Raw genomic sequence first — 14,076 nt, 5'->3', positions numbered from 1 at the left:
TAATCTATTTTTGAAAGGGGAACTATAATGAAAGAGGTTTACAAAAAGTCAGTGGAAGATATCAAAGAAATTCTTGGGGTAGGTTCTGATGGCTTGAGTGATGCTGAAGTACAAAAGAGAAGAGAAGAATACGGGTATAATGAACTTCGAGAAAGTGGAAAGAAAACTGTATTACAAGTTTTTATGGAACAATTTAAAGACCTTCTTGTGATTATATTAGTTGGAGCAGCAGTTATCTCTATGTTTTTAGGAAATGTAGAAAGTGCTATTGTTATATTTGCTGTAATAATTTTAAATGCGATTTTAGGTACAGTTCAGCATATTAAGGCAGAGCAATCTTTAAACAGTTTAAAAGCACTGTCATCACCAGTAGCTAGGGTTTTTAGAAATGGAAGTAAGATAGAAATTCCTTCTAGAGAGGTTGTAGTTGGAGATATATTATTTTTAGAAGCAGGAGATTACGTAAGTGCTGATGGAAGAATAATTGAAAATTATAGTATACAGGTAAATGAAAGTTCACTCACTGGGGAATCAGAAAGCGTTGTTAAGGAATTATATACTATAGAAGCTAGTAATGTTCCTATAGGAGATAGAAAAAACATGATTTTCGCAGGAAGTCTTGTGACCTATGGAAGAGCAGAAATGATTGTTACAGATATAGGAATGAGTACTGAATTAGGAAAGGTTGCCACACTTTTAGAAACTACTAAGGAGAAGAAAACTCCGCTGCAAGTGAGCTTAGATGATTTTGGAAAGAAGCTTGCAATGGTAATCTTAGCCATTTGTATACTTGTCTTTAGTTTAAATATATATAGAGGCTATGTGCTTATAGATTCCTTTATGTTTGCAGTAGCATTAGCTGTAGCCGCTATACCAGAAGCTTTAAGTTCTATTGTTACAATTGTACTAGCACTAGGTACACAAAAGATGTCCAAGCAAAATGCAATTATAAGAAAGCTTCAAGCTGTTGAAAGCCTTGGAAGTGTTTCAGTTATTTGTTCTGACAAGACTGGAACCTTAACCCAGAATAAAATGACTGTAAAAAATATATATGTAGAAGATGAAATTATAGATTCTAATAAGCTTGAAATAAATAATAAGCTTCAAGAAAAGCTAGTACTAATGGGATTATTGTGCAGTGATGCTATTTCAGATGAAGAGAAGGAAATTGGAGATCCTACAGAAGTAGCTCTAATAAACTTAGGAAGGATTTATGAACTAAAGGAACTAAGTATAAGAGAAAAATATTCAAGATTAAATGAAATCCCTTTTGATTCAGATAGGAAGCTAATGAGTACTTTAAATAAAATTGGGGACAAAGCTTCTATGATTACTAAAGGTGCTTTAGATGTATTGATAGATAGATGTACCAGCATAGAGTCTACTGAAGGAATACGTGAGTTTACACAGGAAGATAGGGAGAAGATTGAAAAGGTCAATGAAGAATTTTCTAAAGTTGGTCTCAGAGTTTTAGCTTTTGCCTATAAAGAAGTAGATGAAAATACAGTAATAACCTTAGAAGATGAAAAAGAATTAACATTTGTAGGATTAATTTCTATGATGGATCCTCCAAGAGAAGAATCAGCTAAAGCTGTTGAGGCATGTATAAGTGCAGGAATTAAGCCAGTAATGATAACTGGAGATCATAAAATTACAGCTTCTGCCATAGCAAAGGAAATAGGAATTTTAAAGGATGAATCAGAGGCTATGGAAGGCTATGAATTAGATATGCTCAGTGATGAAGAACTAAAGGAGAAGGTTGAAAAAATATCTGTTTACGCTAGAGTATCTCCTGAAAATAAGATTAGAATAGTTAGAGCATGGCAGGATAAAGGAAACGTTGTAGCCATGACTGGGGATGGAGTAAATGATGCTCCTGCTTTAAAACAATCTGACATTGGCATAGCAATGGGCATTACAGGTACAGAGGTGGCAAAGGATGCTGCTGCCATGGTGCTTACTGACGATAATTTTGCAACTATTGTAAAGGCGGTTTCTAACGGAAGAAACATTTATGAAAATATTAAAAACTCTATTAGGTTTTTACTTTCAGGGAATACTGCAGGTATAATAGCAGTTTTATATGCTTCTCTTGCAGCCTTGCCGATTCCCTTTGCACCAGTACATTTATTATTTATAAATCTTTTGACAGATAGCTTACCAGCAATAGCCTTAGGGTTAGAACCTCATAAAGCTAGTGTTATGAAGGAAAAGCCAAGAGATATAAATAGTCCAATATTGAGCAAGAGCCTAGGAACTGAAATCTTTATTGAGGGCTTTATAATTGCTGTTTGTACTATGATAGCCTTTAGAATCGGATTATTTTATGATGGAAACAAGGTTGCAAGTACTATGGCCTTTGCAACTTTATGTTTATCAAGATTAGTACATGGTTTTAACTGTAGAGGAAAGGAATCAGTATTTAAAATTGGATTATTTACCAATAAATATTTATGGTTAGCTTTTGGTCTTGGATTAGCATTATTAAATATAGTACTGCTTGTTAAACCATTAGGAGGAATATTCCAGGTAGAACCTCTTACAATTCATAATCTAAAGATTATATACGGTTTATCAATATTACCATTTATTTTAGTACAAATTTATAAATTGATATTTATTAAAGCCAAATAAGGGATATACTTATAATAAATTATATTAGAAAATTGGTTTTAATAAGGGGAATAAAAATGTTATTAGACTTTGGTCATCTAATGTCTTTTATGGTTAACTTGGATAAGTATTTATACACAATTGTAAATCAAAATACCTTTTTAGCATATTTAATAGTATTTTTAATAGTTTTTAGTGAAGTAGGGTTAATAATAATGACCTTTTTACCAGGGGATTCCTTGATATTCGTTACTGGTGCTTTAACTTACCTAGGATTATTAAATTTACCATTAGTTTTTATTATGTTATGTTCAGCAGTAGTTCTTGGGGATTCTGTGTGCTATTCAATAGGAAAATATTTTGGAAAGAGAATAATGAAAAAAGAGAAAAATCGCTTCTTTAAAAAAGAGTATATTAAAGAAGCTCATGAATTTTATGAAAAGCATGGAAAAGTGGCTATTATCATGGGAAGGTTTATTCCTGTAGTACGAAGCTTTGTTGCATTTGTTGCAGGAATAGGTTCCATGAGCTTTTACAGATTGATTTTATATTCAGCAATAGGAGGAATTCTTAGAGTAAGTGTATATTTGTTTGGTGGATATTACTTTGGAAGCTTTCAATTTGTAAGAAGAAATCTTGTTTTTGCCATAATGCTTGTATCAATTTTTGCAATGCTGCCAGCTGTGGTTGGGATTATTAAACAAGGTGCTAAAAAGTATAATAATAATTGAAATTATCTTTGCAATAAAATAAAATATATAAAGAATGCTATTATGTAAATAAAGCATGTAATATTATTGAAAAAATAGGGAGAGAATTATGAGCAGTGTTTCAGGAAGCGGTTGCGAGATAATAATACCTTTAACAGAGAGGAAACCATTAAAGGATATTGAGAGAAGTATAATAAAATCTTACAGAAAAAAGATATGGACAAAATTCACTAGGGCAATAAATGATTATGAGCTGATTAAAGAGGGAGACAGAATTGCAGTAGCTATTTCTGGAGGAAAGGACAGCCTTTTAATGGCAAAACTATTCCAAGAACTTCAAAGACATGGAAAATTCAAGTTTGAGCTTGAATTCATTTCAATGGATCCTGGTTTTCATGAGACTAATAGGGAATTGCTATTAAGTAATTGTGAATATTTAAATATTCCTGTTAAGCTTTTCGAATCAGGAATATTTGAAGTTGTAGATAGAATTGCAAAGGACTATCCATGTTATATGTGTGCTAGAATGAGAAGAGGTTTCTTGTATTCTAAGGCGAAGGAGCTTGGATGCAATAAGCTTTCTTTAGGTCACCATAATAATGATGTAATAGAAACAACATTATTGAATATTTTATATGCAGGTAACTTTAAAACCATGAGACCAAAGCTAAAGTCTACCAACTTTGAGGGCTTAGAGCTTATAAGACCATTATATTATATTAATGAAGATGATATTAAAAGATTCATTAATAATGCTGGTATAGCGCCTATGAACTGCGGTTGCATTGTAGCTGCCCAAAAGACTTCTAGTAAACGTCGTGAAGTTAAGGAATTAATTAAAGAATTAAAGAAAAACTTTAGTGATGTGGAAAAGTCTATTTTCCAATCTGCACATAATGTAAATATGGATTCAATTGTTGGATGGGAAAAGAAGGGTAAAAAGTACTCCTTTTTAGATTTTTACGATGAAGAATAATCGAGTATGAATAAAGGTGATTTTATGAACTTTCTTATGATTAAAATACCAGTATTATTGTCTAATCTGTCCTTTCTTGCTTTTGCTGTATATCTTGTTATAGGAATATATGTATTTCAGAAAGAGCAAAGAGCTAGTATAACGCGAGTTTTCTTTTTTCAGTGCATTACTCTAGCTATTTGGTCTCTTTCTTATTCATTTATTTATAGCGAAACAAATAAAGAAGTAATTTCAATTTTATATAAAATCAGTGCTATTGGATGGGTTACTTTCTCTAGCACTCTTGTACACTTTTTCACTTTACTTACAGGTAAAAATAATATCCTAAAAAAATGGTGGTATTATGTATTAATTTATTTACCTCCTATAGTTTTTTTAATTAGACTTTATTCTTCAGGAAACCTTATGGCTAATGATTTTATTTTTACTCCTTATGGAACAGCTGAGTTGCAAGATATACATAGTCCTTGGTCAAGAATATTTATTTTATTTTGGACTAGCTATACTATGACTGGATTTTTAATGGTATGGAATTGGGGCAAAAAAGCTTTAAGTAAAAGAGAAAAAAGACAAGCTAAGTTAATATTCTATTCTGCCATTGTTCCATTGACAGGTGGATTTATTACTAACAATTTATTTCCTGTATTTGGTATACAATTTCCAGCTATAGCTCAGATATTTTCATTAATATGGCTCCTAGGTATATTATATTCTATAAATAAGTATAGATTTTTAGTATTAACTCCAGAGATAGCAATTGATGAAATCATCTCAAAAATAAGAGACTTCTTAATACTAGTTAGCCCATCAGGTAAAATACTAAAGGTAAATGAGTTTACTCTTGATATTCTAAAATATGAATATGAAGATATGATGGGAAAATCTATCAGCCTTTTATTTAGAGATAGGGATACTGCAAAAAAAGAATTGCTAAATATAAGACACGGAATAAATTTTAGTAAGGGTACTGAGGTTGAATTTAAAACTAAAGAAGGAGACATAATTCCTGTATGTATGTCCAGTGAAGTTATAAGGGACAAGTCTGGAGATTTAATTGGTTCTATAATCGTAGCACAGGATTTAAGGCTAATAGGTCAATTAAAACAAGAAATTCTTGAGAGAATTCATATTGAAGAAACTCTACTTAAAACAAATGAACAGCTAAAAGAACTAGATAAGATGAAAACAGATTTTTTATCTACAGTTTCTCATGAACTTAGAACTCCACTCACATCAATTTTAGGTTTTGCAAAAATCATAAAAAAGAAATATGAAAAAGCTATTTTACCCTATGTAAATCTTGAAGATAAAAAAGTATCTAAAACTTCTAAGCAGATAGTTGAAAACATAGACATTATAGTATCAGAAGGAGAGAGACTTACACATTTAATTAATGAAGTTTTAGATATATCTAAGATGGAAGAGGGAAAAATACAGTGGAACATGGGAGAGGTTGCTATTAAAGATATATTAGAGAAATCACTTGTAGCCACTTCAGCCCTTTTTGAAGGGAAAAATATTAAATTAATCAAGACTATTGAAGAAAATCTACCATTAATTTATGGAGACATGGAAAGGTTAATGCAAGTAGTGATTAATTTAATATCTAATGCAATTAAGTTTACAGATAAAGGGTACGTAAGATGTGAAGCAAAAAGAAATGGTGATGAAATTATTATAAGCGTAATTGATTCAGGGATAGGAATTGATGAAAAAGATATTATTAAGGTATTCGAAAAATTTAAACAGGTAGGGGATACTTTAACAAATAAACCAAAGGGAACAGGCTTAGGATTAACAATTTGTAAGAAAATTATTGAAAGACATGGTGGAAATATATGGGTAAAAAGCGAATTAAATGTAGGAAGCAGATTTTCTTTTTCACTACCAATAGGCTTCAATAAGGAAATGTATGAAAAAAGTATATTAGATCACCAATAATGATTTAAAAATTGTTTTATCTATTTGGAGGATAATGTGGTGAACGAGGTAAATTTAAAAAAACTTGTTGGCAAAAGTGATGTAAAAGAAATTGTATATAATATATTAAGAGAAATTAATATAGAGATTTCCGTACTTGATTTGCAGGGAAATATAATTCTAGGAACTTCAAAGAAGGATGAAGATATAGAATTTCCTATAAATATAAATGAAAAAGTAGCAGGCTTTGTAATGGGAGAAAGTAAGGCAGCTATCATTGCAAAGCTTTTAAGCTATATAGGCAATAGTGAGTTCAATAAGAAGATGCTTATTAAAGAAACCTTAAATAAATATAGAGAAATAAATCTACTATATAATTTATCAGAAAAAATGGCCAGCACAATTGAAGCTAAAGAGATATCTAAAATTGCTCTAGAAGAAGCCACGAGACTTATAAATTCAACAAAAGCTGAAATAGCGGTTTTCAGTAAGGATAGAAAACGTTTAGAAAAAGTAGTAGAACTTAATAAACATAATTCAACTATTAATGAGGTAGGCTTGAATAATTATGTAAACACAGTTTTAGATGAGGGAGTAGGGCAGATAATTAACTATTTAGATGATGGCAGTGAATCAATGGTTTGTACTCCCTTAAAGGTTAAAGATAAAACTCTAGGTGTAATCAGTATAAGTAACTCAAATAATATAATTTATGATTCGGAGGACCTAAAGCTTTTAAATGCTATTGCCACTCAGGCTGCGATAGCTCTAGATAATACCAACCTCTATGATTCCATAAGAGATACATTTTTGCAAACCATTGAAGCCTTAATCGAAACAATAGAAAAAAAAGATTCATATACAGCTGGACATGCAAGAAGAGTAGCCGTTTACAGTATATCCATTGGGGAAGAGCTTGGACTAAATAGGTCGGAAATTACTCAGGTAAGACTTGCAGCACTACTTCATGATATTGGAAAGATAGGAATACAGGATAAAATTTTATTGAAAAATAGCAGGCTTACTGGAGAAGAATACGAAGTAATAAAAAAACATCCGGTTTTTGGGGCAGAAATACTAGAAAACATTGATCAACTAAAAGATGTAGTACCATCTGTTAGGGGGCATCACGAAAGATATGATGGTAAAGGTTATCCTGATGGGAAAAAAGGGACCGAAATTCCTTTAATAGCAAGAATAATTGCTGTAGCAGATGCATTTGATGCAATGACCTCACATAGACCTTATATCTCTAATAAAGAAAAAGAACAGGCATTAAATGAAATTTATAAAAATATCAATACGCAATTTGATCCTGTTGTAGTGGAAGCATTTCTAAAGCGAGTAAAAGTGTGATAACAGAATTAGTTGATTAAGTGTTAAGGGGGAGTTTTTATGTGTAAAAAAATATTAATTGTTGACGACGAACCTCACATTAGAATGTTACTAGAACAAACTCTTGAAGATTTTGAAGAGGAAGGTGTACAAATTCTAGTGGCTGAAAACGGAAAAGAAGCCTTAGAATATATCAAAGCGGAAAGACCTAATTTAGTTTATTTAGATGTAATGATGCCTCATATAAATGGATTTGATGTATGTAATATAGTAAAGAATGAATTAAAAATAAATGATTTGTATATAGTTTTGTTAACTGCAAAGGGACAAGAATTCGATAGAAAAAAAGGGCTTGAAGTTGGAGCAGATTTATACCTAACAAAGCCCTTTGACCCAGATTTAATTGTAGAAAAAACTGAAGAAGTTCTCGAGATTAAGCTATAGAAAATTTAATATTTTTATTTTCTTTCAAGAATTAAGAAGGTGTTTTTATACTGATTATTTTCATCGTATACGCCTTCTTGTTTTTTTATAATGGTCCATTGGAAATTTTTATATTCTGGGAAAAAAGTATCGCCACAAAAATTTTCATGTACTATAGTCAGATAGAGTTTTTTAGCATAGGGCATTAATAGTTTATATATTTCCCCTCCGCCAATTACAAAGAATTCTTCTTTAGATTCTATCATAGGTTTTAGGAAAGCTATATCATTGATTATTATTACAGCTTCATCTTCTACCTTATAATTTTTGTTTCTTGTAAGTATTATATGCTTTCTTCCAGGAAGTACATAAGGCAGTGCTTCAAAGGTTTTTCTTCCCATTATCATAGTTTTACTTTCTGATAAGGTTATTTCTTTAAACCTTTTTAAATCAGAAGGCAAATGCCAAAGAAGAGAATTATCTTTACCTATAACATTGTTTTCAGATACGGCAACAACAAAGCTTAACAATTAAATTCACCTCGTGTTTCAGTATACACTATTTAAAGATAGAGATTCCATATCAGAAATTATTAAAGTTCAATTGAAAGCGGTAGATTGTCAACATAACTTAACATTTATTGAGATTTTATAAGTTTAAAAATTAGCGTGCCAAATATTGCAGCCAAAATTGAGGCGATCATAATACTTATTTTTGCTGAGGATAACATAGTGTCACTTGAAAATGATAAAGATGAAATAAACAATGACATAGTAAATCCAATACCACCAAGAACACTTGCACCATATAAGTGTTTAATTGTTACTTGAGATGGAAGTTTAGCGATTTTTAATTTTACTAAAATGTAGGAAGTTACAAATATACCTAACTGCTTACCTACAAATAGACCAAATATAATTCCTAAACTGATTGGTGTAAATATAAGTGCAGAGAAACTTTTTAAATTCATAGATATCCCTGAATTTGCTAGAGCAAATATTGGCATAATTACATAAGCAGACCAAGGTGTTAAAATGTGTTCAAGTCTATGTAATATTGATCTTTTAAATTCATAAGTATTTTCCCCAACAGGCAAAACCATTCCAAGTAGTACACCAGCAACTGTTGAATGTATACCAGACTTTAAAAAGCTAATCCATAGTAATATTCCACCAATAATAAAAACAGACGTATACTGTACTCTAAATTTATTAGCTAATATAAGAGCGATAAAAATAATTAAACCTATAATAAAAGCATTCCAGGAAATCTGACTGGTATAAAATATAGCAATTATGATGATAGCTCCCAAATCATCAACTATAGCTAAGGCAGTAAGAAAGACTACTATCCCTTTTGGTGCTTTTTTAGACACTAAAGAAAGTGTTCCTAAAGCGAATGCAATATCCGTTGCCATTGGAATTCCCCAACCCGTAATGGTTGCTTTATTATAATTAAATATTGCATAAATAATTGCTGGTACAATCATTCCTCCTATAGCAGCAGATATAGGAAGAATAGTTTTTTTTACGGACTTAAGTTCACCAATCACCAATTCACGCTTTATTTCCATACCAACTACAAAGAAGAATATAGCCATTAATCCGTCATTGATCCAATGAAGAACTGACATAGATATAGAAAATTCCTTATATCCAATGGTTATATAGGTATGAAGTATATGTTCATAGGTTACAGCAAAACTAGAATTTTCAATTATTATTGCAGTAATAGCACAAATTAAAAGTATTAAACCACTGGCAGATTCACTTTTGAAAAAATATATAATTGGAGTAATAATTTTGTTAGCAACTTTAGTTTTCATATGTATTCTCCTGATTATTAACTATATTGAAAAGTTTATTTTAATTAAAAACTTCAGTTATATCTATCTAATAAGTATTTCCTAGTTATAAAATTTTTAACAAAAAATAAAAGGCAGGATACTCTGATTGAGTTTCCCACCTAGAAAATTAATATTTAGGATCAGAAATTCCATATCTTCTAGAATCACTATCACCAATAAGATCTATTTTAACATTATATTTACTATAATAAACATCAGTTGGGGTTTTAAATAGCCATACAGAATTAGGAGGCAATGGTATATCCATTCTTTTGCTATCTGAATAAATGACATTATGAGTATGCTGAGAAAAAAGCTTACTCTTTATAAATATATTGAAGTGATGATTTGTGAAATAGAATAATAGAAGAAAGGTTATCAGTGTAAGAATAATTAACTTCAATCTCATATTGGATGCACCCGCAATCTTCTATATAATCATAAAAGTGGAGAATAGCTCTAAAATATTATTTTATAGTTATGATATAGCCAATTTCAATTCTACCCATTACAATTTAATTATTTAAAAAGCAGTATTTACACTAATACTATCAACATATACACTATACTTAGTATATTTTTATTTCTATATAAGAATTTATTATCTATTTTAAATAATCTATGAATAATTAAATTAGGTAAAAGAATTTTAAGGGTGTGAATATATGAAAATAAGGGTTGCATTGGTTTTTCCGACTATAGGCTTTTTTGATAATGTCCAAGAATCGTTTTTAGAGCATTGTCGAACTTTTGATGAAATTAGTAAGGATATAAATTGTCAATATATATTAGAGGAACGGGCTGTGCCAAGTAGCCAGTTTACTACTATTGAAGCTCATGATTTTGATTATTATGATGCTATTATATCACGAGGAATTACATGTGAGCTATTACGCAAAGCATTGACTAATATTCCTGTAATTGATATACCGGTTTCTGGTAACGATATCATATATTGTTTGAAAGACGCATTAAACAATTTTGGAAATCAACTAACAGCTGTTGTAGGTAATCATTCTATGATCATGGGAACAGACCGTTTGGCAAAAATAATGAATATAAATGTTCGCCTTTATTATAGATATTCACTTATGGATGTTAAAGAAACTGTCGATATGGCATATAATGACGGATGTAAAGTCTTAATAGGTGGAGTTGAAACTTGTAGTTATGCATCTAGCCTTGGTATGAAAACATTGATTATTCGAACTGGAAATACAGCTTTATGGTATGCATTTAGCGAAATGAAAAAAATGGTTCGATTACATCTACAGCAACAACAAAAAACTGAATTATTAAAAACAGTTGTTGATTATTCTTTAGAAGGAATAATACAAATAGATGTAGAACAAAAAATATTATTATGTAATCATACAGCTAAAAAAATCTTGAATATTAAAGAGGAAATAGTCGGCAAGGGTGTATATGAAGTACTTGGAAATAATCGATTGACTGAAATTTGTGCAGATGAAAATAGTTATTTTTATGATATCATTACTTATTCTGGAAAAAAACTAATAGTTAATAAAGTTCCGGTAAGAATCAAAAATAGTTCTATTTATCATATTGTATCATTTCAGGATATCACTCAAGTTCAAAATACAGAAAAGAATATTCGTGAAAGATTAAAAAACATGGGTTGGGTAGCAAAATATACTTTTAAAGATATAATTGGTGAAAGTACAGCTATTAAAAGTGTAATAAAACAAGCAAAAAAATATTCAAAAATTGACTCGGATATTCTTATTATTGGACAATCAGGTACAGGTAAGGAATTGTTTTCGCAAAGCATTCACAATTCTAGTAAAAGATGTAAGGGGCCATTTGTTGCAATAAACTGTGCAGCCATCAGTGAAAGCTTAATAGAGAGCGAACTGTTTGGATATGTTAAAGGTGCTTTTACAGGAGCTCAGGCAAATGGGAAAGTAGGTTTATTTGAACAGGCACATACTGGTACAATTTTTCTAGATGAAATAGGTGAAATATCATTAAGCCTGCAATCTAAACTATTAAGAGTAATACAAGAACGTGAAATCATGCGATTAGGAGATAATAGAATACTACCAGTTGATATTCGAATAATAGCTGCAACAAATAAGAATTTATTTCAGCAAGCAATGGAGAATCGGTTTCGGCTGGATTTATATTATCGTTTGGATGGACTTCGCTTGACATTGCCTCCGATTAATGAAAGAGGAGATGATGTTGGCATACTGGCAGAACATTTGCTTCAAAAGCTGAGAAAGAAATATCATCTTGAAGAAACACCTATGTTACTAACCGACGATGCGAAAGAACTGCTTAAGAAAATTAAATGGTATGGAAACATACGACAGCTAAATAATCTTTGTTTACGTATTGTGGCAAATGATTTTAAAGGTAAGATTGATATTTCTCAAATAAAGCAAATTCTAAATCCTGAAGAGTTGAATTCAGAGGTGTTTACAACACTTAAAAATACCGAAATAGAGTCGGAGGAGGCAAAACTGATTCGTAGGGCAATGCAAAAATATTCTGATAATAGAAATAAAGTAGCAGAAGAATTAGGAATTAGTCGCTCTACATTATGGCGGAAGTTAAAACAATATGGATTGAAATGATGAAACGAATTTGATACAAATTTAAAACAAAAATAAAACCAACCTCTGATTAAATCTAATGAACTTACCAAAAAAAGGTAGGTTCTTTTTTGTTTTTTACTAAAAAAATCTTTTATTTTAGACAATTGCCAGAGGTTTTTTGCTATTGCTATTTTATACTATTCCAAAGTTATATTGTTGGCATACAATTTGCTAAGGTATTTAATATAAAACTGAAAATATACCTAAAACTATGTTTTTAATTTGATTTCATCTTTGCCAATATATAAAAATGAAATTAAAATTGAAAATATGCGGCCGCATTTTTAGAGATATGAAAGTTTTATTTATATTTTTTATTAAAAAGGAGGTCAAGTATGGCGCAAAGTACTCTAACAATTATTATTATTTTTCTGTCTGTTATCTCTTTTGCACTTGAAAAAATCCCCTTGTCTATGACAGCGATGCTTGCAGCTTTAGCGATGGGAATAACTGGTGTTATACCTATTAAAGATATTTACTCATCATTTGGAGCTTCAGCAACGATATTTGTTGCTGCGATGATGATAGTTGGTAATGCCTTATTTGAAAATGGAGTTACAAGTGCTATGGGTGAGAAGATTTTTAAAACGAAGGTAGCCCAAAATGAAAGAGTTTTCATTGTTATTGTTACAACATTTGCTTTTATATTATCTGCAATTTGCAGTAATTCAGCGGTTGTAGCTATGGTAATTCCTCTTATTGGCGCTATAGCAATTAAATCTAAAGGAGTTATTACTAACAAAAATACAATTATGGCCGCAGGTATGGCGGCTGCCGCAGGTGGTGTTTGTACACTTGCTGGTTCCACACCTCAGATGATTGGTCAAGGTATATTTCAAAATGCTGGGATTCCGGCAATGGGCTTTTTTGATTTAGGTAAAGCTGGTTTACCATTATGTTTAATAATGATTATATATTTTGCTACTTTTGGATACTCAATCATGAAAAAAAGCCTTAACTTTGAAGATGTATCTGTTATTGATGTGTCTTCAGAGGAAAACAAGTCAAATAATACTGAAATTCCAAAATATAAAACTTATCTAACTACTATTATAACATTGGGATGCGTTATTGGCTTTGTTGCAGGCGTATGGGATATAACAACAGTTGCATTATTAGGAGCTACAGCATTAATAGTTACAAGGTGTATCGGATTCAAAGAAGCACTTGCAGGTGTAGACTGGAACACAATTATCATTTTAGGTGCATCACAGGCTTTTGCAAAAGGCATGGTTACATCTGGAGCAGGAGAAATGATAGCAGAGGGATGTATTAATTTCTTCGGCGTAGATTCAAATCCTATTATTATTTTGAGTGCGCTGATTGTAATAACAGTAATTCTTACTAACTTTATGTCTAATGCAGCGATCGCCTCTATGCTAATCCCTATTGCAATTAATATTGCTACAGGAATTAATGCTAATCCTGCAACTTTTGGTATTGCTGTTATTATTGCATGCCAGCTTGCATTGGCAACACCTGTTGGAACACCTTGTGTAACTCAAACCTTAGTAGGAGGATACAAGTATAAACATTATGTGATTGTCGGTTTACCAATTACTTTGATTATGACAATCGCAGCTATAATAATTATACCCGCTGTATATGGTTGGTAAAAATAGGAGGATATAT

At 30.9% G+C, this 14,076-nt stretch carries 11 protein-coding genes; 8 read left to right on the top strand and 3 right to left on the bottom strand.

Features of this window, described 5'->3' with window-relative positions:
* The first annotated feature begins 27 nt into the window (after positions 1-27).
* The 6 genes from CLHOM_RS08975 to CLHOM_RS08950 all read left to right on the top strand — a co-directional run bounded on the left by CLHOM_RS08975 (position 28) and on the right by CLHOM_RS08950 (position 7,998).
* Positions 28-2,634 carry a cation-translocating P-type ATPase gene (locus CLHOM_RS08975; protein WP_052221361.1) on the top strand — a complete coding sequence of 869 codons (2,607 nt, stop codon included), beginning with the start codon at positions 28-30 and terminating at the stop codon, positions 2,632-2,634.
* Between the two features lie 56 nt (positions 2,635-2,690).
* Positions 2,691-3,344, top strand: a complete 654-nt coding sequence (locus CLHOM_RS08970; RefSeq protein WP_242846756.1) for a VTT domain-containing protein — start codon at positions 2,691-2,693, stop codon at positions 3,342-3,344.
* Positions 3,345-3,432: 88 nt separating this feature from the next.
* Positions 3,433-4,299: a tRNA 2-thiocytidine biosynthesis TtcA family protein gene (locus CLHOM_RS08965; protein ID WP_052221360.1), complete on the top strand. Its 867-nt coding sequence runs from the start codon at positions 3,433-3,435 to the stop codon at positions 4,297-4,299.
* Between the two features lie 6 nt (positions 4,300-4,305).
* A complete protein-coding gene (locus CLHOM_RS08960) occupies positions 4,306-6,240 on the top strand; it encodes a sensor histidine kinase (protein ID WP_074782707.1) in 1,935 nt (644 codons plus the stop codon).
* Positions 6,241-6,279: 39 nt separating this feature from the next.
* Positions 6,280-7,575, top strand: coding sequence for an HD domain-containing phosphohydrolase (locus CLHOM_RS08955; protein ID WP_052221358.1), 1,296 nt, complete (start codon positions 6,280-6,282; stop codon positions 7,573-7,575).
* Between the two features lie 39 nt (positions 7,576-7,614).
* Entirely contained in the window at positions 7,615-7,998 is a 384-nt protein-coding gene (locus CLHOM_RS08950; protein ID WP_052221357.1) for a response regulator transcription factor, read from the top strand.
* Positions 7,999-8,012: 14 nt separating this feature from the next.
* Here the strand turns inward: CLHOM_RS08950 and CLHOM_RS08945 are convergent, their stop codons facing one another.
* The 3 genes from CLHOM_RS08945 to CLHOM_RS08935 all read right to left on the bottom strand — a co-directional run bounded on the left by CLHOM_RS08945 (position 8,013) and on the right by CLHOM_RS08935 (position 10,232).
* Positions 8,013-8,507 carry a dihydrofolate reductase gene (locus tag CLHOM_RS08945; RefSeq protein ID WP_052221356.1) on the bottom strand — a complete coding sequence of 165 codons (495 nt, stop codon included), beginning with the start codon at positions 8,505-8,507 and terminating at the stop codon, positions 8,013-8,015.
* Positions 8,508-8,614: 107 nt separating this feature from the next.
* Positions 8,615-9,802 carry a Na+/H+ antiporter NhaA gene (gene nhaA / locus CLHOM_RS08940; protein ID WP_052221355.1) on the bottom strand — a complete coding sequence of 396 codons (1,188 nt, stop codon included), beginning with the start codon at positions 9,800-9,802 and terminating at the stop codon, positions 8,615-8,617.
* A 148-nt stretch (positions 9,803-9,950) separates the two neighbouring features.
* Entirely contained in the window at positions 9,951-10,232 is a 282-nt protein-coding gene (locus CLHOM_RS08935; RefSeq protein ID WP_052221354.1) for a hypothetical protein, read from the bottom strand.
* A 256-nt stretch (positions 10,233-10,488) separates the two neighbouring features.
* Here CLHOM_RS08935 and CLHOM_RS08930 point away from each other — a divergent pair, with 256 nt between their 5' ends.
* Together CLHOM_RS08930 and CLHOM_RS08925 are read left to right on the top strand one after the other, a co-directional pair.
* Entirely contained in the window at positions 10,489-12,423 is a 1,935-nt protein-coding gene (locus CLHOM_RS08930; RefSeq protein ID WP_242846755.1) for a sigma 54-interacting transcriptional regulator, read from the top strand.
* A 356-nt stretch (positions 12,424-12,779) separates the two neighbouring features.
* The gene (locus CLHOM_RS08925) at positions 12,780-14,060 is read left to right on the top strand and encodes an SLC13 family permease (protein WP_052221353.1); all 1,281 of its coding nucleotides are present in this window, start codon (positions 12,780-12,782) and stop codon (positions 14,058-14,060) included.
* The last annotated feature ends 16 nt before the right edge of the window (positions 14,061-14,076 follow it).

It is taken from the genome of Clostridium homopropionicum DSM 5847 (assembly GCF_001263795.1).
Lineage (GTDB): Bacteria > Bacillota > Clostridia > Clostridiales > Clostridiaceae > Clostridium_H > Clostridium_H homopropionicum.
The sequence above is the reverse complement of the archived record's forward strand: the minus strand, read 5'-3'. Positions and strand labels throughout refer to the sequence as shown.

What these genes read in the sequence shown, in the direction of transcription:
- CLHOM_RS08975 (WP_052221361.1), top strand. Translation starts at nt 28, where the DNA reads ATGAAAGAGGTTTACAAAAAGTCAGTGGAAGATATCAAAGAAATTCTT.
- CLHOM_RS08970 (WP_242846756.1), top strand. Translation starts at nt 2,691, where the DNA reads ATGTTATTAGACTTTGGTCATCTAATGTCTTTTATGGTTAACTTGGAT.
- CLHOM_RS08965 (WP_052221360.1), top strand. Translation starts at nt 3,433, where the DNA reads ATGAGCAGTGTTTCAGGAAGCGGTTGCGAGATAATAATACCTTTAACA.
- CLHOM_RS08960 (WP_074782707.1), top strand. Translation starts at nt 4,306, where the DNA reads ATGAATAAAGGTGATTTTATGAACTTTCTTATGATTAAAATACCAGTA.
- CLHOM_RS08950 (WP_052221357.1), top strand. Translation starts at nt 7,615, where the DNA reads ATGTGTAAAAAAATATTAATTGTTGACGACGAACCTCACATTAGAATG.
- nhaA (WP_052221355.1), bottom strand. Translation starts at nt 9,802, where the DNA reads ATGAAAACTAAAGTTGCTAACAAAATTATTACTCCAATTATATATTTT.
- CLHOM_RS08935 (WP_052221354.1), bottom strand. Translation starts at nt 10,232, where the DNA reads ATGAGATTGAAGTTAATTATTCTTACACTGATAACCTTTCTTCTATTA.
- CLHOM_RS08930 (WP_242846755.1), top strand. Translation starts at nt 10,489, where the DNA reads ATGAAAATAAGGGTTGCATTGGTTTTTCCGACTATAGGCTTTTTTGAT.
- CLHOM_RS08925 (WP_052221353.1), top strand. Translation starts at nt 12,780, where the DNA reads ATGGCGCAAAGTACTCTAACAATTATTATTATTTTTCTGTCTGTTATC.